This window comes from Halobaculum roseum, from assembly GCF_019880245.1.
Classification (GTDB): Archaea; Halobacteriota; Halobacteria; order Halobacteriales; family Haloferacaceae; genus Halobaculum; species Halobaculum roseum.
On record NZ_CP082286.1, the window covers coordinates 921,504 to 944,108 of the forward strand.

24 protein-coding genes and 1 tRNA gene are annotated in these 22,605 nt (G+C 71.3%); 8 read left to right on the forward strand and 17 right to left on the reverse strand.

All coding sequences use genetic code 11. The features are described from left to right. Positions 1-71: 71 nt before the first annotated feature. The 5 genes from thiC to K6T36_RS04625 all read right to left on the reverse strand — a co-directional run bounded on the left by thiC (position 72) and on the right by K6T36_RS04625 (position 4,202). Positions 72-1,544 carry a phosphomethylpyrimidine synthase ThiC gene (gene thiC / locus K6T36_RS04605; RefSeq protein ID WP_222922806.1) on the reverse strand — a complete coding sequence of 491 codons (1,473 nt, stop codon included), beginning with the start codon at positions 1,542-1,544 and terminating at the stop codon, positions 72-74. 110 nt (positions 1,545-1,654) lie between these two features. Then, positions 1,655-2,122 (reverse strand): aspartate carbamoyltransferase regulatory subunit, encoded by a 468-nt coding sequence (gene pyrI, locus K6T36_RS04610; RefSeq protein ID WP_222922807.1) that lies wholly within the window; start codon positions 2,120-2,122, stop codon positions 1,655-1,657. Next, positions 2,119-3,045: an aspartate carbamoyltransferase gene (gene pyrB / locus K6T36_RS04615; RefSeq protein WP_222922808.1), complete on the reverse strand. Its 927-nt coding sequence runs from the start codon at positions 3,043-3,045 to the stop codon at positions 2,119-2,121. Before pyrB ends, pyrI begins: the two co-directional genes overlap by 4 nt. 162 nt (positions 3,046-3,207) lie before the next feature. Beyond that, positions 3,208-3,414: a dodecin family protein gene (locus tag K6T36_RS04620; RefSeq protein ID WP_222922809.1), complete on the reverse strand. Its 207-nt coding sequence runs from the start codon at positions 3,412-3,414 to the stop codon at positions 3,208-3,210. Between the two features lie 125 nt (positions 3,415-3,539). After that, entirely contained in the window at positions 3,540-4,202 is a 663-nt protein-coding gene (locus tag K6T36_RS04625) for a rubrerythrin family protein (protein WP_222922810.1), read from the reverse strand. A 60-nt stretch (positions 4,203-4,262) separates the two neighbouring features. Between K6T36_RS04625 and K6T36_RS04630 the strand changes: the two genes are divergently transcribed. Genes K6T36_RS04630 through K6T36_RS04640 form a run of 3 tightly spaced genes read left to right on the forward strand, consistent with a single transcriptional unit; the run spans position 4,263 to position 6,708 of the window. Next, positions 4,263-4,577 (forward strand): ASCH domain-containing protein, encoded by a 315-nt coding sequence (locus K6T36_RS04630; protein ID WP_222922811.1) that lies wholly within the window; start codon positions 4,263-4,265, stop codon positions 4,575-4,577. A 15-nt stretch (positions 4,578-4,592) separates the two neighbouring features. Beyond that, positions 4,593-5,849 carry an MBL fold metallo-hydrolase gene (locus K6T36_RS04635; protein ID WP_222922812.1) on the forward strand — a complete coding sequence of 419 codons (1,257 nt, stop codon included), beginning with the start codon at positions 4,593-4,595 and terminating at the stop codon, positions 5,847-5,849. A gap of 55 nt (positions 5,850-5,904) precedes the next feature. Further along, on the forward strand, positions 5,905-6,708 hold the full coding sequence (locus tag K6T36_RS04640; protein ID WP_222922813.1) for an AAC(3) family N-acetyltransferase: 804 nt from the start codon (positions 5,905-5,907) through the stop codon (positions 6,706-6,708). Here K6T36_RS04640 and K6T36_RS04645 read toward each other — a convergent pair. From K6T36_RS04645 to K6T36_RS04660, 4 genes are all read right to left on the reverse strand, one after another. Then, entirely contained in the window at positions 6,705-7,799 is a 1,095-nt protein-coding gene (locus tag K6T36_RS04645; protein ID WP_222922814.1) for an ATP-binding protein, read from the reverse strand. The two genes, K6T36_RS04640 and K6T36_RS04645, sit on opposite strands and share 4 nt — an antisense overlap. Positions 7,800-7,844: 45 nt before the next feature. After that, a complete protein-coding gene (locus K6T36_RS04650) occupies positions 7,845-8,180 on the reverse strand; it encodes a 2Fe-2S iron-sulfur cluster-binding protein (protein ID WP_222608270.1) in 336 nt (111 codons plus the stop codon). Positions 8,181-8,266: 86 nt separating this feature from the next. Continuing rightward, positions 8,267-9,079 (reverse strand): enoyl-CoA hydratase/isomerase family protein, encoded by an 813-nt coding sequence (locus tag K6T36_RS04655; RefSeq protein WP_222922815.1) that lies wholly within the window; start codon positions 9,077-9,079, stop codon positions 8,267-8,269. Positions 9,080-9,195: 116 nt separating this feature from the next. Next, entirely contained in the window at positions 9,196-10,752 is a 1,557-nt protein-coding gene (locus K6T36_RS04660; protein ID WP_222922816.1) for a long-chain-fatty-acid--CoA ligase, read from the reverse strand. 138 nt (positions 10,753-10,890) lie between these two features. Between K6T36_RS04660 and K6T36_RS04665 the strand changes: the two genes are divergently transcribed. Beyond that, positions 10,891-11,388, forward strand: coding sequence for a halocyanin domain-containing protein (locus K6T36_RS04665; RefSeq protein WP_222922817.1), 498 nt, complete (start codon positions 10,891-10,893; stop codon positions 11,386-11,388). 54 nt (positions 11,389-11,442) lie between these two features. On the opposite strand, the gene K6T36_RS04670 is transcribed toward K6T36_RS04665, so the two are convergent. Together K6T36_RS04670 and K6T36_RS04675 are read right to left on the reverse strand one after the other, a co-directional pair. After that, positions 11,443-12,516 carry a mandelate racemase/muconate lactonizing enzyme family protein gene (locus tag K6T36_RS04670; RefSeq protein ID WP_222922818.1) on the reverse strand — a complete coding sequence of 358 codons (1,074 nt, stop codon included), beginning with the start codon at positions 12,514-12,516 and terminating at the stop codon, positions 11,443-11,445. Then, on the reverse strand, positions 12,513-13,460 hold the full coding sequence (locus K6T36_RS04675; protein WP_222922819.1) for a 1,4-dihydroxy-2-naphthoate polyprenyltransferase: 948 nt from the start codon (positions 13,458-13,460) through the stop codon (positions 12,513-12,515). Before K6T36_RS04675 ends, K6T36_RS04670 begins: the two co-directional genes overlap by 4 nt. A gap of 150 nt (positions 13,461-13,610) precedes the next feature. Here K6T36_RS04675 and K6T36_RS04680 point away from each other — a divergent pair, with 150 nt between their 5' ends. Further along, positions 13,611-14,156: a carboxymuconolactone decarboxylase family protein gene (locus K6T36_RS04680; protein WP_222922820.1), complete on the forward strand. Its 546-nt coding sequence runs from the start codon at positions 13,611-13,613 to the stop codon at positions 14,154-14,156. A 191-nt stretch (positions 14,157-14,347) separates the two neighbouring features. Here K6T36_RS04680 and K6T36_RS04685 read toward each other — a convergent pair whose 3' ends face one another. Both K6T36_RS04685 and K6T36_RS04690 read right to left on the reverse strand, forming a co-directional pair. Continuing rightward, entirely contained in the window at positions 14,348-15,325 is a 978-nt protein-coding gene (locus K6T36_RS04685) for a 1,4-dihydroxy-2-naphthoyl-CoA synthase (protein ID WP_225935185.1), read from the reverse strand. A gap of 68 nt (positions 15,326-15,393) precedes the next feature. Then, positions 15,394-15,945 (reverse strand): DUF8215 family protein, encoded by a 552-nt coding sequence (locus tag K6T36_RS04690; RefSeq protein WP_222922821.1) that lies wholly within the window; start codon positions 15,943-15,945, stop codon positions 15,394-15,396. A gap of 77 nt (positions 15,946-16,022) precedes the next feature. On the opposite strand from K6T36_RS04690, the gene K6T36_RS04695 reads away from it, so the two are divergent. Further along, complete coding sequence (locus K6T36_RS04695; RefSeq protein WP_222922822.1) at positions 16,023-17,366, forward strand: outer membrane protein assembly factor BamB family protein; 1,344 nt, start codon at positions 16,023-16,025, stop codon at positions 17,364-17,366. A 27-nt stretch (positions 17,367-17,393) separates the two neighbouring features. Here the strand turns inward: K6T36_RS04695 and menD are convergent, their stop codons facing one another. Continuing rightward, positions 17,394-19,220, reverse strand: coding sequence for a 2-succinyl-5-enolpyruvyl-6-hydroxy-3-cyclohexene-1-carboxylic-acid synthase (gene menD / locus K6T36_RS04700; RefSeq protein ID WP_222922823.1), 1,827 nt, complete (start codon positions 19,218-19,220; stop codon positions 17,394-17,396). A gap of 152 nt (positions 19,221-19,372) precedes the next feature. Here menD and K6T36_RS04705 point away from each other — a divergent pair, with 152 nt between their 5' ends. After that, complete coding sequence (locus tag K6T36_RS04705) at positions 19,373-19,657, forward strand: DUF5789 family protein (RefSeq protein WP_222922824.1); 285 nt, start codon at positions 19,373-19,375, stop codon at positions 19,655-19,657. Between the two features lie 25 nt (positions 19,658-19,682). Here K6T36_RS04705 and K6T36_RS04710 read toward each other — a convergent pair whose 3' ends face one another. The 3 genes from K6T36_RS04710 to K6T36_RS04720 form a co-directional block, all read right to left on the reverse strand. Next, positions 19,683-20,105 (reverse strand): CoA-binding protein, encoded by a 423-nt coding sequence (locus K6T36_RS04710; protein ID WP_222922825.1) that lies wholly within the window; start codon positions 20,103-20,105, stop codon positions 19,683-19,685. A 439-nt stretch (positions 20,106-20,544) separates the two neighbouring features. Further along, the gene (locus K6T36_RS04715) at positions 20,545-21,153 is read right to left on the reverse strand and encodes an RAD55 family ATPase (RefSeq protein WP_222608284.1); all 609 of its coding nucleotides are present in this window, start codon (positions 21,151-21,153) and stop codon (positions 20,545-20,547) included. A 153-nt stretch (positions 21,154-21,306) separates the two neighbouring features. Continuing rightward, positions 21,307-22,152 (reverse strand): geranylgeranylglycerol-phosphate geranylgeranyltransferase, encoded by an 846-nt coding sequence (locus K6T36_RS04720; RefSeq protein ID WP_222922826.1) that lies wholly within the window; start codon positions 22,150-22,152, stop codon positions 21,307-21,309. A 344-nt stretch (positions 22,153-22,496) separates the two neighbouring features. Between K6T36_RS04720 and K6T36_RS04725 the strand changes: the two genes are divergently transcribed. After that, positions 22,497-22,571 (forward strand) — tRNA-Arg (locus tag K6T36_RS04725). Positions 22,572-22,605 lie beyond the last annotated feature (34 nt).

A 22,605-nucleotide genomic window follows, 5' to 3' on the forward strand; every position in this document is an offset into this window, starting at 1 on the left:
CCCGAACGGGATAGGGGTTTCCGATGCGTCATCGCGGCGGTTCGCGGACCCCGACTCTGTCGAGGGTCCGGTCAGTCGTCGGCCTCGGTCGGCTCGTCTCCCGGCCCCGTCGACCGCTCGGCGTCGTCGGATCCCACGCCGTCGGGCGGCCAAGCGGGCGTGCGGCTCGTGTCGTGGGTGCCCGCGGGCGGGAGGTTCGTCGCGGCGGCCGGCGAGGCGTCCAGGTCGACCTCGTGGCCGGTCCGCTCCATCTCGCCGTCGCGGTCGCGCGCGTCCTGGTCGATCCGCATCGAGCAGAACTCCGCGCCGCACATCGAGCAGAAGCGGGCTTCCTTGTAGTTGTCCCCCGGGAGCGTCTGGTCGTGGAAGGAGCGGGCGCGGTCGGGGTCCAGCGCGAGCTGGAACTGCCGGCGCCAGTCGAACTCGTAGCGGGCCGCCGAGAGCGCGTCGTCCCAGTCGCGCGCGCCGGGCAGGCCGTTCGCCACGTCCGCGGCATGGGCGGCGATGCGGTAGGCGGCCAGTCCGTCGCGCACGTCGTCGGCGTCGGGGAGGCCGAGGTGCTCCTTGGGCGTCACGTAACACAGCATCGCGGCGCCCGCGCGGGCCGCCTCGGTCGCACCGATGGCCGAGGTGATGTGGTCGTATCCCGGCGCGATGTCGGTGACGAGCGGTCCCAGCACGTAGAAGGGGGCGCCGTCGCACACCTCGCGCTGCCGTTCGACGTTCGCCGCCACTTCGTCGAGCGGTACGTGCCCCGGCCCCTCGACCATTACCTGCACGCCGGCCGCCCGCGCTCGCTCCGTCAGCTCCCCGAGCGTCTCCAGCTCGGCGAATTGCGCGGCGTCGGAGGCGTCCGCGACGCTGCCGGGTCGGAGCCCGTCGCCCAGGGAAACCGTCACGTCGTGCTCACCGAGGACCGCGCATATCTCGTCGAAGGCGACGTACAGCGGGTTCTGCTCGCCGTGGGTCTCCATCCACTCCGCGAGGATCGATCCGCCCCGGGAGACGATCCCCGTGATCCGGCCGTCGGTGAGGGGGAGGTGTTCCATCAGCACGCCCGCGTGGATCGTCATGTAGTCGACCCCCTGCTCGGCCTGCTCGCGGATCACCTCCAGCAGGAGGTCCGTCGTGAGGTCCTCCGGCGACCCGGCGCGTTTCACCGCCTCGTAGATCGGGACCGTCCCGACCGGGACGGGCGAGTGTGCGAGGATCGACCCCCGGATCTCCGCGAGCGGGCCGCCCGTGGACAGGTCCATCACCGTGTCGGCGCCGTGGTGGACAGCCGTGTGGAGCTTCTCCAGCTCTTCGCCCGGATCGCTCGCGTCCTCGCTCGCGCCGATGTTGGCGTTCACCTTCGTCGCGAAGTCGGCGCCGATCACCATCGGATCCAGCGCGTCGTGCGCGTGGTTCGCGGGGATCACGGCCTCGCCGTCGGCGACGGCCGCGCGAACCGTCTCCGGCTTCCGGTTCTCCCGCTCGGCGACCCGCTCCATCGTCGGCGTCACCTCGCCGGCGCGCGCTCGTTCGAGCTGCGTTCGTGGCATGTGACTACCTAGTAATACAACTAATTAATATACCTGACGACGGGTCGCGATCCCGGGATCGAATCGGAGCAAGACACGAGATCGGCAGGTGTCGACGGCGGCCGTCGGCGTCAGTGAACGGCGAGGTGGTCGCCGATGTCCTCGCGGACGATCTCCCCGCAGAACTCACAGCGGACGCCGTCGTCGACGACCTCGAAGGCCGACTCGACCGGCTCGTCCTGGTTCGTGATGCAGTTGTGGTTCGGACAGGTGAGCAGCCCGACGACGCGCTCGGGGCGCTCGACGCGCTTCTTCTCGACGACCTCGAACTCGCGGACGATGTTGACGGTCGCCTCCGGCGCGAGCAGCGAGAGCACGTCGACCTCGCCCTGGCTCAGCTCCCGGTCCTCCACCTTCACCACGTCCTTCGTGCCGAGCTTGTCCGAGGGGACGTTCATCCCGATCGACACGCCCATCCCCTCGTCGCCGCCGATGCCGAGGATCGCGAGGACGTTCAGCGCCTGTCCGCCGGTGATGTGGTCGATGACGGTCCCGTTGCGGATCTTCGAGACGCGTAGCTCGCGCTCGGGGTCGCTCATCGGTCGTCACCCCCGTCCTCGCGGAGGAGTTCGTCCAGCAGCGCCATCCGGACCGGGACGCCGTTGTGCGCCTGCGCGAAGTAGGCGGCGTGGTCGGTCGCGTCCACGTCGGGGGCGATCTCGTCGACCCGGGGCAGCGGGTGCATCACGGTGAGGTCGTCGCGGGCGCGCTCCAGCGTCTCCGCGTCGATCTGGTACTCGCCGGCGACCTGCTGGTACTCGTTCTCGTCGGGGAAGCGTTCGCGCTGGATCCGGGTGACGTACAGCACGTCCAGCTCGCCGAGCACCTCGTCGAGGTCGGTGTGCTCCCTGAGCCTTGCGCCGGCGTCGTGGAGGTCGAACTGGACCCCGCGCGGCAGCCGCAGTGACTCGGGGCTGATGAAGTGCATCCGCGCGTCGAAGTTCGTGAGCGCCGACGCCAGCGAGTGGACCGTCCGCCCGTACTTCAGGTCGCCCATGATCCCGATCGTGAGGTCGTCGAGCCCAGCCCGCTCGCGGATCGTGTACAGGTCCAGCAGGGTCTGGCTCGGGTGTTGGCCCGCGCCGTCGCCGGCGTTGACGACGGGCACGTCGACGAACTGGGAGGCGAGCTTCGCGGCGCCCTCGCTGGGGTGGCGCAGGACGATCCCGTCGGCGTACCCCTCGATGACGCGGACGGTGTCCGCCAGCGACTCCCCCTTCTTCACCGACGACGACTCGACGGAGCCCATGTCGACGGTGTCGCCGCCGATCCGCTTCATGGCGGTGTCGAACGACATCTTCGTGCGCGTGCTCGGCTCGAAGAAGCACAGCGCGAGCAGCCGGTCGGCGTGGCGGTCGCCGACGAGCCCGGGGTCGTCGGCGAAGTCGGCCGCGCGGTCCAGGACGGCCTCGATGTCCTCCCGGGTGAGCTGGCCCGCCGAGAGGAGGTGGTCGTGTCGCATCACCGAATACGCCGTCGCCGCGTCCCTTCAATCGCTCGGCTCGGGGATCGAGCCGCTGTCGTGCGGTTTTGCACGGAGGTGCACCCCCGCGCCGCGACGGTTTCGAGATTCGTAACGGCCCGCGGGGACGGGTCGCGGCCGCCGATCAGTTCCGCCCCGCCGTCACCGCTTGAGCTGGAAGGACACGTGCAGAACGGTCTTGTACTGGTCTATCTGCCCGTCCTCGACGGTCGCCGTCTGCGAGACGATCTTGATCCCGCTGATCTCCTCCAGCGTCTCGTCCGCGTCGTTCAGGGCGCTCTGTGCGGCGTGCTCCCACGATTCGTTCGAGTTGCCGACCAGCTCGATCACCTTGGCAGTATTTGACATATGCGGTCGTGATCGTCGTCACAGTCGACAATAAGTCGTCTCACGGTTCCAGCCGGACGACTATCGCGGCTCGCCGCCGCGTTCGGGAGACGGGGACTCCTCGAAGGGACGCGTTCGCTCGCGCCTCAACACACCGGCTTCACGTCGATCCCCATCCCTGTCAGCGCGTCGGCGTAGTCGTCGTAGGCGATCTGCACGACGTACTCGGCGACCATCCGTGCGCGCTCCCAGTCGTCGTCGGTCCCGCAGGCGTCCGCCAGCAGCGTCAGTCCGCGCTCCAGTTCCTCCTCGGTCTCGGCACGCAGATCGCGAAACAGGTCGGCGCGCCCCTCGTCGCCCTCGTTGACGAAAAAGGAGACGATCTGGAGGTGCGAGCGGTCGCTGACGAGTCCGCGGCCGACGGTGCCGGCGGCGACGCGCTCGATCGGGTCCTCGCGCGCCCGGAGGTACTTGTGCATGGTGCCGCCGTCGACGGGGTCGTGCTCGACGCCCATCGCCGAAAGCGAGTCGAGCACGCGCTCGCGGTGGTCGCGCTCGCGCTCGGCGAGCCACGCGAACAGTTCCGCGGCGGCCTCGTCGTCGGCGTCCGCGTCGTCGTCCGCCGCGTCCGCCGCCCACCCGGCGAAGGTGGTGTGGGCGGCGTGCTCGGAGTCGGCCGCGGCGCGCAACACCGCCTCGGGCTCCAGGGTCGCGTCGGTGAGCGCGATGAGGTGCTTGTTCGAGCCGAGTCGCTCCAGCTCGGTCGACTTCGCAGACTCGACGGTCTCGCGGAATCGATCGCCGTCCATGGCCGATCGGTCGCCGAGGGCGGCGTTAACGTTTCCCCCGCGCGACACGACCGATCCGGTATGGCACACATCGACGCCTCGGATATCCTGCCGAACGAGCACGTCCAGCGGATGGCCGCCGAGGGGAGGGTCACGCAACTGCATCGCGGACACGCATACGCCGACGAGGGGGACACCTTCGAGATCGACGGCACGACGTTCGAGGTGACGGCGATCGAGCGCCGCACGCTCGGCGACCTCACCGACGAGGACGCGCGCGCCGAGGGCTCGGAGGACCTGGAGGCGTACCGGGAGCGACTGAACCGCGTCCACGACGAGTTCGAGTGGGACGACGGGAGCGAGGTCGTGAAACACGCCTTCGAGCGGCGGGAGTGAGGGGGGACGGAACCGATGACCGACGGTTCAGATTCCGCCGCTCGCGACGCAGCCGACGCGGGATCGCTCGGCGGCGACCCCGGCGGCGAACTCGGGCCGGCGGCGCTCGCGCGCCTGCTTCGCGACGGCGAGCCGGTGTCCGTGCTGGACGTGCGCGACCGCCCCGAGTTCGAGGCGTGGCACGTCGACGGCCGCTCGGTGACGGCGAGACACGTCCCGCACGTGAAGTTCGTCGCCGCGGCCGCGACGGACGACGCGAGCGACCCGCTCCCCGACGACCTCCCCGAGCCGATCCTCGTCGTCTGCGGCCGGGGGAAAGCGAGCGCCGAGGTCGCGGGCGACCTCGCCGACGCCGGCGTCGACGCGGTGAACCTCGCCGGCGGCATGGACGCGTGGGCCGGGACGTACCTCGCGGAGCCGCTCGTCAGGCGAGGCGACCTGACCGTGATCCAGTACCAGCGTCCCTCCTCGGGCTGTCTCGCGTACCTGATCGTCGCCGGCGGCGGTGAGGGCCGCGAGGGCGACGACGGCGACGACCGCGAGGCGCTCGTCGTCGACCCGCTGCGCGCGTTCGCCGACCGCTACGTCGAGGACGCCGCCGAGATGGGTGCGACGCTCCGGTTCGCCGTCGACACGCACGTCCACGCGGATCACGTCAGCGGCGTCCGCGCGGTCCGGGAGGCGACCGGCGGCGACGCCGAGGTCGTGCTCCCGGCCGGCGCGACCGTTCGCGGCCTCGAGTTCGACGCGACGCTGTTGGCCGACGGCGACGTGCTCCGGATGGGCGACGCCGAGGTGTCGGCGATCCACGCCCCGGGACACACGAGCGAATTGACCTGCCTGCGGCTCCACCGCGACGACCCCGACGCGGCTGACGTGCTGTTCACCGGCGACGCGCTGTTCCTGAACGGCGTCGGCCGGCCGGACCTGGAGGAGGGCGACGACGGCGCGCGCGACCTCGCCGAACGGGCGTACGACACGCTCCACGACCGGCTGCTCGCGCTCCCCGAGGACACCCTCGTCGCGCCGGGGCACTTCGCCGACCCCGCCGACGCCCGCGGCGACACGTACGCCGCGCCGCTTTCGGCGCTGCGCGACCTCGACGTGCTCGGCCTCGACCGCGCGGCGTTCGTCGACCGCGTCGCGTCGTCGCTGCCGCCGCGCCCGGCCAACTTCGAGCGGATCGTCGCGACGAACCTCGGGGTCGAGTCGATGGACGACGGGGAGGCGTTCGAGGCCGAGTTGGGCCCGAACAACTGCGCGGTCGGGTAGTCACAGGATCGCACGCCGACCGAGCACTTTTCCGCGCCGGCGTCGCCGTCCCCGCATGAGCGAACGCGAGGTCGTCGAGCGCACCGAGGCGCCGCTGACGACCGACGGGCTGCGGGCGGACCTGCGTGATCTGGGCGTGAGGCCCGGCGAAACCGCCCTCGTCCACTCGTCGCTGTCGGCGATCGGGTGGGTCGCCGGCGGCGTGCCGACGGTCGTCGACGCGTTGCTCGGCGCGGTGACGGAGGACGGAACCCTCGCGGTTCCGACACACTCGACGCAACTGTCGGACCCGGCCGACTGGGAGAACCCGCCCGTTCCCGACGACTGGATCGAGACGATCCGCGCGGAGGGGGCGCCGTACCGGCCCGAACTGACGCCGACGCGGGGGATGGGCGCGATCCCGGAATGCCTGCGCGACTACCCCGGCGCACGCCGCAGCCGCCATCCGACCACGTCCTTCGCCGCGTGGGGAGCCCATGCCGAGGCGGTGACGGCGGATCACGCGTACGACTCGCCGATGGGGGAGGACTCGCCGCTGGCGCGGCTGTACGAGCGCGACGCGCTGATCGTCAGGGTCGGCGTCGACGCGAACACGTCCCTCCATCTCGCGGAGTACCGCGCCGACTACGGCGGGGACCCCGAGACGAACGGCGGGCCGGTGCTCGTCGACGGCGAGCGCGAGTGGGTCGAGTTCACCGAGCCCGAGTCGCGCGACGACTTCCGGGAGATCGAGGCGGCGTTCGAGGCCGAACACGGGTCGGAGGTGTGGCGGGGCCGCGTCGGCGATGCGGAGGCGACGATCTGTCGGATGCGACCGCTGGTCGACTTCGCGGCCGAGTGGATGGAGGCGAACCGCTAGGGTCCGGCCTCCCGGGCGCCGTTTCGGTCCCGGCGAGCGTGCCGCCGCGATCGGAACCGTAGCTCGACGCGGACCCCCCGAGGGTCGCGGTTCTCGATGGTCAGCCGGCCGTCCGAGAGCTCCACGACCCAGTAGATGACCCACAGCCCCAGTCCGCTGACGTGCTTGAGCGGGAACTCCTGCAGCTTCGCGAGCGCGTCGAGCTCCTCGCTCGGGATGTCCGAGCCGTCGTCGACGACCGTCACGGTCGTCCACTTCCCCTCCTCGGCGACGGTGAGGGTGATGTCGACCGCGTCGTCGTTGTGACGGACGGCGTTATCGAGCGTCTCGCGGATCGCCGTCCCCGCCGACGGGTGGACGACGGCGGCGGCGTGTTCCGGGATCGACGCGCGGAGATCGATCTCGGGGTGCGTCTCGTGAAAGCGGCGCACCTCCTCGCGCGCGACGGTCGCCAGGTCCGTCTCGACGGACTCGTCGGCGTTCCACAGGTCCGCGAGCGTCTGCGCCTTCTCGGAGAGCTCGTGGACCCGGTCGACGTGGTCGATCAGCGTCCGAAGGTCCGACTCGACATCGGCCTGGTCCGTCGACTCCGCGGCCGAATCGGCGACCCCCCGAATGATGCTCACCTCGTTGCGGATGTTGTGTCGGAGGACCCGCTGGAGGACGGTGAGCCGTCCGGTCAACTGCTCTTGGGCGGCTCGCTCGGCACGAACCCGTTCGACGTAGTAGCCGACGAGCCCGCCCGAACTCGTCCCCAGGCTCCAGCCGATCGAGAGGACCAACCACCCCTCCGTGACGGGCTCGCCGCTGGCGTGGCGGGAGACGGCGTACACCGCGGACAGCCCGCCGACGACGACGCCGGCACCGAGGCTCGTCGCGACGAGTCGGGCCACGCGCTCGCTCGGGAGCTGCTCGCGACGGACGCGAACGGCGACGAACGCGAGCACGCCGGCGAACACCAGGAGGATCGACGCCTCCGCGAGTTCTATCGGGTACGGGTCCTCGTCGAGCAGAACGTGTCCGATCGCGAGACCGAGGACCGCCGCCGCCAGCGCCGCGGGGAACAGCCGGACGCCTCGATCCCGTATCACTGCCTGCGGGTTCCGACCGGGGCGATGAAACTGTTGTGGCGGACCTCAGTCGTCGTCAGCGGCGGCGCCGGCCGTCGCGGCGGCGTCGTCCTCGATGCTCGGCGGGTACTTGCCGCGGTCGAGCTTCAGGTCCGACTGCGCGCGCGCCATGCAGGTGAGCGCGTAGTCCTCGGCTTCCTCCTCGGTGAGCGCGCGGGCGACGGCCGCCTGCTGGGCCACCTCCCCCTCGACGATCTCGGCGGTGCACGCCAGACACATCCCGACCCGGCAGGAGTACTCCTGCGCGATGCCCTCCTCGATGCAGGCGTTCAGGATCGTCTGCTTGTCGGACACCTCGATGGTCTCGCCGGTGCCGACGAACTCCACGGTGTACTCGGCCATGCAACCAGTGTTCTCGGGTTCTCCCTTCTACGTTTCGCTCCGCGGACTAGCCGTCGGACAGCTCTCGCACCGCGGTCGGTCGGGCCCTACCGCCCCTCGAACTCCGGCTGGCGCTTCTCGGTGAACGCGTCGACCCCCTCGGCGTGGTCGTGCGTGTCGAAGACGGTCGCCTGCGCGCCGGCTTCGTGTTCGATCGCCTCCCCCAGCGTCGCGAACTCCGAGCGCAGCAGACGCTTCGACGTTCGCAGCGCGACCGTCGGCCCCGAGGCGATCCGATCGACCAGCATCGAGACGCGGGCCTCGAACTCGTCGTCGCCGACGGCGTGGTTCACGACGCCGAGCTCCTCGGCGCGCTCGGCGCTCAACAGCTCGCCGGTGTAGACGAGCTCCTTCGCGACGTTCTCGCCGACGAGGCGCGGCAGGAGATAGGAGGTGCCCGAGTCGACCGCGAGGCCGACCTCGCGGAAGCCGAAGCCGATCTGGGCGTCCTCGTGGAGCGCGGTCACGTCGCAGGCGATGGCGAGGTTCGCCCCCGCGCCGAACGCGGCGCCGTCGATCTTCGCCACCGTCGGGAACTCGCACTCGTACACCCGCTTCACGCACCGACCGATCTCCTGGATCACGTGGCGCACCGCGTGGTCCACCGGCTCCTGTGACTCCTGGCGGTCGAGCATCGAGTCGATGTCGCCGCCGGCACAGAACGCCGGTCCCTCGCCCTCGAACACGACACAGCGGGTGTCGCCGCCCTCCAGGTCGTCGATCGCCGCCTCGATCCCGTCGGTCATCGCGACCGACAGCGCGTTTCGTCGGTCGGGGTCGTTCAGGACGACGCGCGCGACTCCCTCGTCGTCGCGTTCGAGTCGGACGGTGCCGTCGGAGAACTTCGTCGTGTCGGCCATACCGGGGCGACGGGGCCCCGGGGTTTGGTCGTTTCCCCGCGCTCGGGGGAGGTCGATCGGGGGCGCCACTGGCGCCCGCGGAGCCCGTGGGTGGTGGAGGAGTGGCGGGTGAGTGCCTACTCCCCGCGAAGCTCGAACTTCTGGACCTTCCCGGTCGTCGTCCGCGGCAGCTCCTCGACGAACTCCACTTCCCGCGGGTGTTTGTACTCCGCGAGGTTGTCGAGACAGAACTGTTTGATCTCCTCGGGCGTCACGTCCGCGTCCGGGACCGGGACGACGAACGCCTTCACCGTCTCGCCGCGGCGGTCGTCCGGGATGCCGACGACCGCGGCGTCGGCGACGGCCTCGTGCTCGAAGAGCAACTCCTCGACCTCCCGCGGATAGACGTTGTACCCCGCGGTGTTGATCATGTGCTTCTCGCGGTCGACGATGTAGAAGAAGCCGTCGGCGTCGTGGTAGCCGATGTCGCCGGTGTGGAACCACCGCTTCCCGTCGTGCTCGGTGAACACCTCCTCGTTCGCCTCCGGGCGGTCGTGGTACCCCTGCATCACGTTCGGCCCGTGGATGACGACCTCGCCGGTGATGTCGTCCAGGTCGACCTCGTCCTCGTCGACGGGGCCCTCCCCGACCGGCGCGACCTCCTCGAACTCGTGGTCGACGATCATCGACTCGACGCCGGGGAGCGTCTTCCCGATGGAGCCGACGCGCCGGCCCGCCTCGGGGCGGTTGAAGTGGGTGACGGGGCTGGTCTCGGTCAGGCCGTACCCCTCGTAGATGTTCACGTCGTACAGCTCCTCGAAACGCCGGAGCACCTCCACGGGGATGCCCGACCCGCCGACGCCGCAGAGTCGGAGCGACGAGAGGTGTCGCTCCTCGGCGTTCGGCTGGTTGATGACGTCGTTGTACATCGCCGGGACGCCCTGGAACACCGTGAGTTCCTCCTCCTCGACGAGGTCCAGCGCCTCCTGTGCGTCCCACGAGGGCAGGGGGTAGTACGCCGCCCCCTCGAACAGCGAGGCGTTCATCACGACCGTCATGCCGTAGATGTGGAACAGCGGGAGGACCCCGATCTGTTTGTCGTCGGGTTGGAGCCCGCCCGGGAGGAGGTCGGCCGACACCTGCGCGTTCGACGCGAGGTTGTGGTGGGTGAGGAGGACGCCCTTCGGCGTCCCGGTCGTCCCCGAGGTGTACGGCTGGCAGGCGATCTCGTCGTCGCCGCGGGCGACGGTGTCGAACTCGGGCGCGCCGCAGAACTCCTCGAAGGAGACGGTTCCCTCGACCGACTCGCCGACGGTGACGACCGTGTGTACGTCGGTGTCGTCGCGTACCTCCTCGACGAACCCCGCCAGGTCCGGGATCGTGACGACCACCTCCGCGCCGGAGTCCGAGAGCATGTGCTCGATCTCCCGTGCCTTGTACTGGGGGTTCATCGGGACGACGACCCCGCCCGCACGCAGGGTGCCGTGGAAGCCGACGACGAACTGCGGGAGGTTCGGGAGGTAGATGCCGACGCGACCGTCCTCCTCGAGGCCCGCCTCGGCGAGGCCGGACGCGAACGCGGCCGTCTGCCCCCAGAACTCGCGATAGCTGATGTCGGTCCCGCGGAAGGAGACGGCCGTCTCCCCCGGGTACTCCTCGACGGTCGACCCGACGTGCGTGACGAGGTTTGTCATGCCATCGAGTCGGAAGGACGGTCCCGGCTAAAGTCTTTCCCGGTCGTTCACGAAGGTCGGCGCCCGCGTTGGGTTCTCGCGACCGCACCGCGTCCGCGAGTCGGTGGAGCCATTGCCGTGGGGGACCGACGGGCGGGCATGAGCGATCCGACCAAAGGCGGACGCGACCGCGTTCGCCCGGCTGCGACGCGCAGACGGCTCCTCACGGCGGTCGCGGCCGGAGCGACAGCAGGGCTCGCGGGCTGTACCGCCGGCGGCGACGACGGCGAAGACGGCTCCGGCGGCTCCGAGCGGTTCGACGGCTACCTTTCCGACGCGGAGGGGTTCGACGGCTCGGTCGCCGACAGGACGGGTGACAGCGAGGTGACCGTCGCGGTCGGCGCCGGCGACCGCGGCTACGCGTTCGACCCCGCCGCCGTCCGCGTCTCCCCCGGCACGACGGTCGTCTGGGAGTGGACGGGAGCGGGGAGCAGACACAACGTCGTCGACGAGGACGGCGCCTTCGAGAGCGAGTACTACGCCACCGAGGGGGAGACGTTCTCCCGGGAGTTCACGGACCCTGGCGTCACGAAGTACTACTGTAGCCCCCACCGGAACCTCGGGATGAAGGGCGTGGTCGAGGTCGTCGAGGACTGAATCGAGCGCACGCGCGACGCCGTCCCACGTCGACGGCGCCCCACCCGTAACCGGTCACTTCACCAGTTCGTCGAACGCGTCGCCAGCGATCCCCGGCCCGGTCGGCACCGCGATCCGACCGTTCTCGACGGGCACCGGATCCGTTGTGATGAGGTCCTCAGCGAGCAGGTCGCCGGTCGCGAGCCCGTGTGCGCGCTGGTCGCCCCCGGGGAGCGCGGCCGCGACGTGGACCGCCGCGGTCCGCGCGACGGCCGCGTCGATGGTGGTCGTGACGACGGCGTCGAGGCCGGCGTGGGCGGCCGCGTGACCGGCCGCGAGCGCCCGCGAGGGACCCCCCAGCGCCATCGGCTTCAACACGACCGCGTCGGCGGCGCCGGCGGCGATCACCTCGCGAACGCCGTACCGCGTCAGCGACTCGTCGAGGGCGACGGGCGCGCCGACGCCGCGGAGCGCGGCGTGGCCCGCGAGGTCGCCCGCGGGCAACGGCTGTTCGACGTACTCGACGAGGCCGTCGAGCGCCGCGAGCGCGCGTCGTGCCGTCGGCCGGTCCCAAGCGCCGTTGGCGTCGACGCGGAGCGTGACGGCGTCGCCGTCTGCCCTCGATGCGTTGCGGGCGTCGTCGACCGCGCGGACCCGCTCGATGTCCTCTTCCACGGGTCTCGCGCCGACCTTCAGTTTCACCGTACGGTACCCGGATTCGACCGCCGCCTCCGCGGCGGCGACGGTGTCGGCCGCGCTCCCGTCGCTGACGGTCGCGTTCACCGGCACCGACGACGCGGCCGGACCGGTCGCGTCGTCGGCTCCGTCGCCGTCGCGGGCGAGCGTCGCGGCCACCGACCGTCCCGACCGGCGGGCGAACGCGTCGCGATACGCCGACGTGACGGCGTGGCGGGCGGCGGGCGTCTCCGGCCCGGGCGGGGTTCCCTCGTCGCGGGCGCGTTCGAGCGCCGCCCGACACTCGGGGAGGGACTCGGTCCACCCCGGCAGCGGCGTCGCCTCGCCGACGCCGGTCGTCCCGGCGAGGTCGACGCGGACGAGCAGCCCCTCCCGCGTCTCGATGTCGCCGGCGGCCGTCGACAGCGGCGTCGCGAGGTCGAGCGCGAACGCCCGGAGCGCGACGACGGTCACAGCGCCAGCCCGACGGCGAACAGCGCCGCGAACGCGGCGAGCAGTTTCCCGGTGCGCTCCAACGCCGGGTTGAGTGCGTCGCCCGCGGTCTCCGTCAGGACGGTCCGCGTGAGTGGGACGGCGAGCGGGAGCGTCGCCAGCGGCAGCAGCGCGGTGGGGTCGCCCGTCGAGCGCCAGAACACCGGCGGGATCGCGTAGGCCATCCCGAGCAGGAGGACGAACTGGACCCGCGAGAAGCCGTAGCCGAACCGGACGGTGAGGGTGTTCTTGCCCGTCTCGGCGTCCTCCTCGCGGTCCCTGAGGTTGTTGACGACGAGGATGTTCGTCGAGATGGCGGCGATCGGGAGGGCGGCGACGACCGCTGCGACGGGGACCAGCTCGGCCCGCGGAACGAGCGTGAGGAAGTCGACTCCCAGCGCGGCGGCCGCCTGCACGTAGTAGGTTCCCGCGACGGCGACGAGGCCGAAGAAGACGAACACGAACACGTCGCCGAGGCCGTGGTACGCCAGCGGGTACGGGCCGCCGGTGTAGGCGACGCCCATCGCGACCGAGACGAGCCCGACGATCATGATCGGCAGGCCCGCGACCGCGACGAGGTAGGCGCCGACGAGGATCGCCGCGAGGAAGGCGATCCACATCGCGCGCTTCACCTCGGCGGGGTCGATGAGACCGCCCGCCGTCACCCGAGTGAATCCCTCGCGGTCCGCCGTGTCCGCGCCCTTCTCGGCGTCGTAGTAGTCGTTCGCGAAGTTCGTCCCGATCTGGATCAGCGCGGCGCCGACGAACGCGACCAGCGCCGGCAGGGGCGCGAACACGCCGTCGCGGACGGCGAGGCCGGTCCCGACGAGGACGGGCGCCAGCGCCGCCGGCAGTGTCTGCGGGCGCGCGGCGATCACCCACGCCCGCCGTCTGGAGATGTCCGACTGACTCGTCTCCGTGCTCATTGTCGGAGACTGGAACGGGCGGGGTATGAAGGGTGGGCTTCGCGGGCGGCGGCAGGGCCGACGACGGCGCGGCCGGCGGGCAGGACTGCGGGACGCGGAGACCACTGCGGCGACGGGGAGAGCTATACGTCGTCCGGATGAGGGGGTCGTATGGCACGCGTTCCGTCCGTCGACCCGGAGGAGTTACCCGAGGAGTACCGCGATCTCGTCATCTCGAAGCTGCAGGGCAAGCCCGTGAACGTCTACGCCGCCCTCGGCAACAACCCCGAAGTGCTTGCGGGCACCCGCGCGTTCCTCTCGTCGCTGTGGGAGTCCAGCGGCCTCCCGGACCGCGAGCGCGAGCTCGTGATCCTGCTGGCGTCCGCCGAGAACGGCTGTCGCTACGAGTGGCACCAGCACGTCCGCATCGGCGGCGACGCGGGCGTCACCCGCGAGGAGATGGCCGCCATCGCCGACGGCGACTTCGACGCCTTCGACGACGGGGAGGCGCTGCTCCTTCGGTACGCCCACGCCGCCCTCGGCCGCGAGGTCGACGACGCGCTCCACGACGAGTTCGTCGCCGCCCGCGACGAGTCGACGGCCGTCGGCGTCGCGTCGCTGGCGAACGGCTACTCCTCCCTGGCGGGCGTTATCGACGCACTCGGCGTCGAGTTGGAGGAAGGGGAGGAGTTCGCGGGCTGGGATCCCCGGGAGTAGCCGGCACGGTCGCGGTGGCGTTGCTGTCGCGGTTTCGGTGCGGTAGCGGTGCGGGAGTCACCAGCGGTCGTACCGCGAGCGAGGCCGTAGGCCGAGCGAGCGGCGTTTTGGCATGAACGGGTTTTGCGGGGGTCTGGCCGCAGCGGGCGGCTTCGCCGCCCGCGAGGACATGCCCCCGCAAAAGAGGTTCGTTAGTAGTGCCAGGGGTAGTCGCTGAAGTCCTGCTCCCTGCCTTCTAAAAACGCGTCCCGCCCCTCCTGCGCCTCCGGCGTCATGTACGCCAGCCGGGTCGCCTCGCCGGCGAACACCTGCTGGCCGACCATCCCGTCGTCGGTCATGTTGAACGCGTACTTCAGCATCCGCATCGCCGTCGGCGACTTGCTCGTCATCTCGTCGGCCCACTCCAGGGCGACCTCCTCCAACTCGTCGTGGGGGATCGCCTCGTTCGCCATCCCCATATCGACGGCCTCCTCGGCCGAGTAGGTCTTCCCGCGGAAGAACACCTCGCGGGCCTTCTTCTGGCCGACCTGCTTGGCGAGGTAGGCGGAGCCGAAGCCGCCGTCGAAGCTCGCCACGTCCGGGTCCGTCTGGAGGAACTTCGCGTGCTCGTCGCTGGCGAGCGTGAGGTCACAGATCACGTGCAGGGAGTGGCCGCCGCCGACCGCCCAGCCCGGGACCACGGCGACGACCGGCTTGGGCATGAAGCGGATGAGCCGCTGGACTTCGAGGATGTGCAGGCGGCCGGCCTTCGCCTCCCGCACCAACTCGTCGTCGGACTCGTCGGCCTCGTCGTCGTCGCGGTACTCGTAGCCCGACTCGCCGCGGACCGACTGGTCGCCGCCCGCGCAGAACGCCCAGCCGCCGTCCTTCGGGGAGGGCCCGTTCCCCGTCAGCAGGACGCAGCCGATGTCCGCCCGCTTGCGGGCGTCGTCGAGCGCGGCGTACAGCTCGTCGACGGTGCCGGGGCGGAACGCGTTGCGCTTCTCCGGGCGGTCGAACGCGATGCGGACGGTCGGCGAGTCGACCGCGCGGTGGTAGGTGATGTCGTCGAACGCCTCGCTGCCGTCGACCGGCTCCCACCTATCGGGGTCGAATATCTCCGAGACGGCGTCGCTGCCGGCGTCGCCGCCGCCGTCCGTCGCGTGGTCCGCGTCGTCGCTGTCGCTCATGCTCGAACGCGCGGCGGGAGTCCGCAAAAAGGTGCGCGTGTCGGGGTCGATCGCCGACGACGCCGCGGTCACCTGCTCCGCCGGTTCCGTTCCCTGTCGGCGCGCAGGCTGTTCCAGTCCTGCGGGCGGGCCCGCGGTCCGCCGCCGGTGAGGCGCACGACCGCGGCCGCGACGACGGGGAAGCCGAGTCCGAGCGCGAGGCCGAGCGTCCCCGCGACAGTCAGCGAGACCGCGGATTCTCCCCAGCCGGGGGGCGCCCCGGCGGTCGCCAGCGCCGCGATCGCGACGATCGCGAGGTTGTAATAGCCGACGCGGGCGAGCAGCGGCCGACGGCTGCCGTCGGGCCACGGGGGGATCCCGCGGCGACCGTCGCCGCCCGAGAGGCGGTTCCCGCGGACGACCGCGAGGCCGACGACGAGCGCGACGTAGCCCGCGAGCATCGCGGTCGAGTCCCCCGGCGGGACCGACAGCGCGGCCCACAGCAGCGACGGCACCGCGATCAGCGCGTGCTCGCCCAGGGCGTCGAACGTATCCTCGAGGAACCGCCCCAGGGCGTCCGTCCGCTCGCGCGGCCGAAGCTTGCGTCGCTCCGTCGACTCGTCGGTCCCGCGTGAGCCCATACCCCACCATCCGGGCCGCCGTCTCAAAAACCGTCGCCCCACAAAGCCCATGGGTCGCCGCCGCAGTCGGCCGTACGATGCCCTCCAGACGCGACACGCTCGGTCTCTGCGGCGGCGCGCTCCTCGGGCTCTCCGGCTGTATCGGCCCCGAGGGCGGACGCACGGGGACCGCACGAACGGACGACCGAACGGACGGATCGGACGACCCGAACGGGGACCCGACGACCGAGGATCCGGACACCGACTCCCCCGACCCCGGAACCGGCATCGAGGTCGAGGGCGGGTCGCTCGCGTGGGAGCGCGCCTTCGGCGAGGACCTCGTCTCCGAGCCGGCGTTCGTCGACGGGACCGTCGCGGTCGCCGTCGGCACGGACGTGGTCGGGATCGACGCGGCCACCGGCGAGACCGCGTGGACGTTCGAAACGGCCGTCACGCTCGACGGCGACTACGAGTACGGTCGACCGACAGCAGACCTCCGCGTGCGCGACGGCACGCTGTACGCGCTTGTCGGGATCAGCGTCGGCACCGGCGCCCACGACCACGTGCTGCACGCGCTGACGGCCGACGGCGACGAACGGTGGCGCTTCGGAACCGGCGTCTCCGGCTTCCACTCGTTCATCGGCTTCGGCGACGGCGCCGTCGTCGTGGCGACGAACGACGACGCGATCAGCGCCGAACGGGACCACGCCGTCTTCGCGATCGAGACGGCCACCGGCGACGAGCGGTGGAGGGACGAAAGCGGCGACGCGATGGGCGGCGCCGTCGGCGACGGCGTCGCGCTCGTGGAGGCGGACCGCGCCGTCGACTGTTTCGACCTCGAAACGGGCGAGCGTCGCTTCCGCTACGAGGCGCCCGAGGACGCGCGCGCGACCGCGACGGCCGTCGGCGACGGGCGCGCCTTCGTCGTCCTCGACCGCTACGATCCCGGGCCGGATCAGGCGACGATGGAGGTGGTGTCGACGGCCGACGGGAGCGCGCGGTGGAATCTCGCCGGGGAGGTCGTGACATCGGTGCGCTACCGCGGCGACTGTTACATCGGCGGCGAGCGCGTCGCCCGCCTCGGCCCCGACGGAACCGAGCGCTGGTCGTACGACGGCGGCGGCCCCGTCTATCACGCGCCGTTCGATGCGGAGGCCCTCTACACCGTCTCCGAGTCGCGGGTCGTCTCGCTCGCGCGGGACTCGGGAACCGAACGGTGGGACGCCGAGGCGACCGATCTCGCGATCCCTCGCGTCCGCGCCGGCGACGCGGTCGTCTCCGCCGACGGCGACGCGCGAACCTTGTTCGCCCATGACGCCGGCGACGGGGCCGAGCTGTGGCGCGCGACGCTCCCCGGCGGCTACCCGCCGACGCCGACGGCCGGCCCCGACGGCGCGTACGTCGCGACCACCGTGGGCGGCGTCGGAAAGATCGGTTTCTGAGCCCCGGGGTCGCGACGGCCCGCCGACTCAGTCGAGGTCTGCGACGCGCTCGGCCACCTCGTCGGCGATCTCCTCGCGCACGCGGTGGCTCGCCTCCGCGTCGCTCACGACCTCGATCACGTCGGTCCCCGCGCTCGCGACGCTCTGGCAGTACAGGTCGCGAAAGCCCTCGCGGTCGTCGCCGTCGACGCGCGCGAACGACAGGTCGTACAGGTCCTCGGTCGGCTCGAAGTCGAGGTCGTGGGGCGTCTTGAACTGCCCCGTGAACGGCGGGTCGAAGTCCTCGATGGGGAGCATGTGGAAGATACCGCCGCCGTCGTTGTTGATCAGGACCACCGTCGCGTCCACGTCACACCGCTCCAGCGCGAGCAGGCCGTTCATGTCGTGGTAGTACGCCAGGTCCCCCGTCACGAGCGTCAGGTCGTCGGTCGTCGCCGACCCGGCGCCCAGCGCCGTCGAGACGACCCCGTCGATGCCGGAGGCGCCGCGGTTGCCGAGCATCGTCAGCCCCTTGGCCGCGGGGGCGGCGAAGCGGTCGGCGTCGCGGACGGGCATCGAGTTCGAGACGAACACGGTCGACGGCTCCGGGGCGAGCTCGGCCACGTGGGCGAGCACGCGCCCCTCGAAGAAGCGACCCTCGCCGGCGGCGTCGCCGGCGACGGACTCGACGGCGTCCCAGTGGGCGGCCTCGGCGGCCTCCCAGCGCTCGCGCCACGTCGTCGAGTCGGAGTCGGAGTCGGAGCCGGAAGCGCCCCCGGCCCCGCCGGCTCCCACCTGCCGCGAGAGCGCGCCACAGAGCCGCGACGGGTCGGCGACCACGAGGTCCGTCGCCGTGAACTCGGCCTCGCGCCAGGCGCCGGCGGGGTCGACGAGCAGTTGCCGGGCGTCGGTACTCGCGAGGTACTTGCGCAGCGGCTTCGAGGTCGGGGAGGCCCCGAACCGGAGCACGACCTCCGGCTCGGGCCAGTCGTCGGGCGCGCCGTTCGCGAGGAAGCCGTCGTAGCCGCCGAGGACCGGGGCGACCCGGACGGACGAGCCGAACCGAAGGCCCGAGACCGGGTCCGCGAGCACGGGGAAGCCGGTCGCGTGCGCCAGCGCGGTGACCGCCTGCGGGTCCGGGCCGGGCGGGTCCGCGGGGCCGGCGACGATCAGGCCGCGCTCGGCGTCGAGGGCGCGCGCGAGGCGCTGAAGGTCGCGGTCGTCGGGCATCGGGTGCCCGGCGGTCGTCGAGACGAACGCGCGGTCGCCGTCGCGACCCGCGGCGGCGAGCGCCGGGAGGTCGGCCGGCACGTCACCGTCGACCTCAACCGGCTCCAGCGGCTTTCGGAACGGGACGTTCAGGTGGACCGGCCCGGCGGGGGTGCCCTCGGCGGTCGACACGGCGCGCGCGAGATCGGTGCGCAGCGAGCGGAGCTTGCGGTCGTCGGCCTCCGGCTCCGGGAGGTCCTTGTACCAGCGGACGGCGTCGCCGTACAGCTTCTCCTGGTCGACGGTCTGGTTCGCACCGGAGTCGCGCAGCTCCGGGGGTCGGTCCGCGGTCAGGAGGAGCATCGGCACCCGGGAGTTCGCGGCCTCCATCACGGCGGGGTGGAAGTTCGCGGCGGCGGTGCCGGAGGTGCACACCAGCGGGGTCACCTCGCCGGTTCGGCGGGCGCGGCCGAGCGCGAAGAACGCGGAGGCGCGCTCGTCGAGGTGGGAGAAGACGTGGATGTCGGGGTGGTCGGCGAACGCGACGGTGAGGGGGGTCGAGCGCGATCCGGGGGTGATGCAGACTGCGTCGACGCCGGCGGCGGCGAGCTCGTCGGCGACGGCGCGGCCCCACAGCGCGTTCCGGTTCGGGGCGTGTCCGGTCATGTGCCGGGGTTCGGCCGGGGCGCGGATAAACGGGGCGTGTCCGGATCGAGGCGCCGTCGGCGACCGTCTCGGGAACGACGGAGTCACCCGCGTAGCTAGCCGACAGTAACCCGGGAACCAGACACTTGTCCGGAACTCGCGTGTCTCCGTCCATGCGACTCTCGGAGGCCCGCGAGGCGTTCGCCGACCGGCTGACGTTCCCGATAGACCGCGAGACCGTGATCGAGCGCGTCGGCGACGTGACGCTCGACGCGCCGAACGGCGAGAACACGACCGTCGCGGCCGTGCTCGACCGGTCGGACCCGACGACCTACGAGTCGGTCGAGGAGCTCCACGACACGCTCGTCGGCCTCGTCGACGACGCGTTCATCGGACGCAAGTACTACGACGACCGCGGCGACCAGACGGGGATCCCCACCGATCAGGAGTCGTTCTGACCGGCCGCCCGGCGGCGGCGGGTTCTCAGGCGACGAGCCGGCCGTGTTCGACCTTCATGCATCGGTCCTGCGTCGTCAGCAGACCGGCGTCGTCGGCGCGCGCGAGCGCCTCGTCGTCGGTGATGCCGAGCTGGAGCCACAGCCCCTCGACATCGCCGCGGTCCTCGCGACGCGTGAGCACGTCGTCGACGATGCCCGCGACCTCGTCGCTCGGACGGAACACGTCGACCAGCGCGATCTCCTCCTCCACGTCCGCCAGCGAGTCGTACGCCTCGCGGCCGAGGATCTCGTCGGCGTAGGGGTTCACCGGGATCACCTCGTAGCCGTGCTCCTGCAGGTACTTCGGGATGTCGTGGGCGGCCTTGCCGGACGTGCTCGAACAGCCGACGACCGCGACGGGATCCATCGAGAGCAGTTCGCGCAGGCCGTCGTCGTCGGTGACTGGCATACCCATACCTGCGTCGTGTCGAGCCAAAAGGGTTCGTGCGTCGGCCGAACTCAGGTTCTGGCGCGCGCCGGCGCGGCTCCGTCCGCGCCGGACGCGCGCGAGGGGCGAGGTGCGAGCCGGAGGCGAGCACCGAGTCGGCTGGGGAGGCTCACGTGAACGGAGTGAACGTGAGTTCGTCGGAGTTTGCTCCGACGTAAGTGTGGCTGCGGTGCGGTCGCGGCGGGTGGGACTGAAAGGGGCCGCGTCGCTCGCGGATCGAGGCGACGAAAGCACGCGAGGGAGCGAAGCGACCGAGCGCGCGCAGCGAGCCGCAGACCGCGAGCGACGCGGGGGCTTTCGAGGACGATATCGACCGGACCTCGACGAGGTAGTGGCGAGGCGCTCATCGACAGCACCTCGGTCGAGAACCACCGGAACAGAAGCCGAACGGACCCGACTACTACGCGTTCGCCAGCCGAACCGACGGCTCGCCGTCCTCGCTGGTCTCGATGATGCCGTCGAACAGCTGCTTCAGCGTGTTCATCGTCTGGTCGTCGTGGGCCGTCGAGTCGATGCAGTACAGCCCGAGCCCGTCGACGCTCTGGACCCGACCGGTGAACACGTGGAGGAAGCGGAACACGGTCTGGAGGTCCGAGTACATGAGCAGCGTCGACAACGAGTGAACCATCACGCGGTTCTTCCGGATGCCACGGTCCTTGTAGAACGCCTCCAGGAACGACGAGAGCTTGATCCCGATGCCGGTCATGTCGACCGGCGAGGAGGTGTACTTGATCCGGTCGCTGTCGCGCACGTCGTTGACGCCCTGCTGACGGGTGACGGTGTCGACGACGGCGACCGGGCGGCCCTCGTACTGCTCGCGCTTGGCGAACTGCTTGAGCAGGCGGTCGGCCGAGTCCTTGGTCGTCACCATGATCGCCCCCTCGTCGTTGCGCGTTCCCTCCGCGAGCACGTCGAGCGCGAGGTCGCGCTTCCCGCTCAGGGGCGGCCCGGTGAGAAGCACGTTCGACCCGGGCTCGATCTCGGTCCCGAGGGCCTCGACCTCATACATGGGGTGCCCCCGCGGACCGATCGGCGCAGACGGCGCGCTCTCGCGGGCTCGTCGTTCGCTCCGTCTCGCCGGGAGTCATCCAACTACCTCTTGGTTGCTGTGAGCCGGTATTATTCTTTATGATTGGTTGGACGACGTGACGGGCCTCCACGGCTATCCCACCACCGTCGCGACCCGGCCCGCGACGAACGCCGCCGCCGCCAGGAACGTGCCGCGTTTGATCCACCGCTGTGCCGTCCCCGGGTCCCGAAACCCCCACGCGGTCGCCCCCAGCATCGCCGCGTCCGCCGGGAGGACGACCGCCAGATACGCGAGGCCGAAGGTGCCGTCGACGTACGGGACCGCGCTCGCCAGCGTCGCCGCCGCCATCGCGACCGTCGCGAGCGCCAGCGCCCGGCGCTCCCCGGCGACGATGGGGAGCGTCCGCAGCCCCTCCTCGCGGTCGCCGGCCACGTCCTCCACGTCCTTCACCACCTCGCGGGCGAACGTCGCCGTCGCGGCCAGCCCGAACAGCGTCGGCGTCGGCGCCGCGATCGGCCCGACCGCCGCGGCGCCGAACAGGAACGTCGAGCCGGTGAGATACGCGACGACGAGGTTCCCCACCGCCGGTAGCCCCTTGAACAGCTGCGTGTACGCAAGCAGCGCCAGGAGGTTCACCACCGCGATCGCCAGCGCCAGGGTCGGCAGCGACAGCGCCGCGGCGGTCGCGATCAGGAACAGGGCGGCCGCGAACGTGGCGGCCGCACGCGCGGAGACGCGGCCGCTCGGGATCGGACGGTCCGGACGATTCACGGCGTCGATGTCCCGGTCGAAGTAGTCGTTGACCGCGTTGCCCGCGCCCGTCGCCGCCGCGGTCGCGACCACGGCGAGCGTGACGGCCCACGGGCTGTCGAGCCCGCCGGCGACGAACGAGCCGACGAACGTGAGCACGCCCGCGGCGACCGCGTTGCCGACGCGGGCGAGCTCGAGGTAGCCGCCGATCGTCCGTGTCGCGTTCATCGTTCGCGGTCACCGGGCGGTCGGGGATAAAGGACGCGGGACGGCGTCGCCGCTGTCCGTCGTCCGAATACGTGTGCGGCGAAGTGTGAGTGAGTGTTCGGGCGGTGAAGCCCGAACGATCCGGTGCCACTATTCCGGCGGTGATCTGCGACCGCGCGGAGAGCCCGACACCGGAACCCAACCCAACATGGAACCGACGCCCGACCGACCGCCCGCCTCCGCCCCGACCGTTGGTGGCCGTCGTCGCCGATCGGTCACTAACGAGTGTTGTATATATATCTTCGCCTCCGGTCGGCGGACAAAAGCGCGGGAGTTAAACGGGACTGTCGGATAGCAACGTTCGAGGGCGCTTAGCTCAGTCTGGACAGAGTGCTTGGCTTCGGACCAAGTTGCCGCGGGTTCAAATCCTGCAGCGCCCATCGTTCTGCGACGAACGAAGTGAGGAGCGAACGA

What these genes read in the sequence shown, in the direction of transcription:
- thiC (WP_222922806.1), bottom strand. Translation starts at nt 1,544, where the DNA reads ATGCCACGAACGCAGCTCGAACGAGCGCGCGCCGGCGAGGTGACGCCG.
- pyrI (WP_222922807.1), bottom strand. Translation starts at nt 2,122, where the DNA reads ATGAGCGACCCCGAGCGCGAGCTACGCGTCTCGAAGATCCGCAACGGG.
- pyrB (WP_222922808.1), bottom strand. Translation starts at nt 3,045, where the DNA reads ATGCGACACGACCACCTCCTCTCGGCGGGCCAGCTCACCCGGGAGGAC.
- K6T36_RS04620 (WP_222922809.1), bottom strand. Translation starts at nt 3,414, where the DNA reads ATGTCAAATACTGCCAAGGTGATCGAGCTGGTCGGCAACTCGAACGAA.
- K6T36_RS04625 (WP_222922810.1), bottom strand. Translation starts at nt 4,202, where the DNA reads ATGGACGGCGATCGATTCCGCGAGACCGTCGAGTCTGCGAAGTCGACC.
- K6T36_RS04630 (WP_222922811.1), top strand. Translation starts at nt 4,263, where the DNA reads ATGGCACACATCGACGCCTCGGATATCCTGCCGAACGAGCACGTCCAG.
- K6T36_RS04635 (WP_222922812.1), top strand. Translation starts at nt 4,593, where the DNA reads ATGACCGACGGTTCAGATTCCGCCGCTCGCGACGCAGCCGACGCGGGA.
- K6T36_RS04640 (WP_222922813.1), top strand. Translation starts at nt 5,905, where the DNA reads ATGAGCGAACGCGAGGTCGTCGAGCGCACCGAGGCGCCGCTGACGACC.
- K6T36_RS04650 (WP_222608270.1), bottom strand. Translation starts at nt 8,180, where the DNA reads ATGGCCGAGTACACCGTGGAGTTCGTCGGCACCGGCGAGACCATCGAG.
- K6T36_RS04655 (WP_222922815.1), bottom strand. Translation starts at nt 9,079, where the DNA reads ATGGCCGACACGACGAAGTTCTCCGACGGCACCGTCCGACTCGAACGC.
- K6T36_RS04660 (WP_222922816.1), bottom strand. Translation starts at nt 10,752, where the DNA reads ATGACAAACCTCGTCACGCACGTCGGGTCGACCGTCGAGGAGTACCCG.
- K6T36_RS04665 (WP_222922817.1), top strand. Translation starts at nt 10,891, where the DNA reads ATGAGCGATCCGACCAAAGGCGGACGCGACCGCGTTCGCCCGGCTGCG.
- K6T36_RS04675 (WP_222922819.1), bottom strand. Translation starts at nt 13,460, where the DNA reads ATGAGCACGGAGACGAGTCAGTCGGACATCTCCAGACGGCGGGCGTGG.
- K6T36_RS04680 (WP_222922820.1), top strand. Translation starts at nt 13,611, where the DNA reads ATGGCACGCGTTCCGTCCGTCGACCCGGAGGAGTTACCCGAGGAGTAC.
- K6T36_RS04685 (WP_225935185.1), bottom strand. Translation starts at nt 15,325, where the DNA reads ATGAGCGACAGCGACGACGCGGACCACGCGACGGACGGCGGCGGCGAC.
- K6T36_RS04690 (WP_222922821.1), bottom strand. Translation starts at nt 15,945, where the DNA reads ATGGGCTCACGCGGGACCGACGAGTCGACGGAGCGACGCAAGCTTCGG.
- K6T36_RS04695 (WP_222922822.1), top strand. Translation starts at nt 16,023, where the DNA reads ATGCCCTCCAGACGCGACACGCTCGGTCTCTGCGGCGGCGCGCTCCTC.
- menD (WP_222922823.1), bottom strand. Translation starts at nt 19,220, where the DNA reads ATGACCGGACACGCCCCGAACCGGAACGCGCTGTGGGGCCGCGCCGTC.
- K6T36_RS04705 (WP_222922824.1), top strand. Translation starts at nt 19,373, where the DNA reads ATGCGACTCTCGGAGGCCCGCGAGGCGTTCGCCGACCGGCTGACGTTC.
- K6T36_RS04710 (WP_222922825.1), bottom strand. Translation starts at nt 20,105, where the DNA reads ATGCCAGTCACCGACGACGACGGCCTGCGCGAACTGCTCTCGATGGAT.
- K6T36_RS04715 (WP_222608284.1), bottom strand. Translation starts at nt 21,153, where the DNA reads ATGTATGAGGTCGAGGCCCTCGGGACCGAGATCGAGCCCGGGTCGAAC.
- K6T36_RS04720 (WP_222922826.1), bottom strand. Translation starts at nt 22,152, where the DNA reads ATGAACGCGACACGGACGATCGGCGGCTACCTCGAGCTCGCCCGCGTC.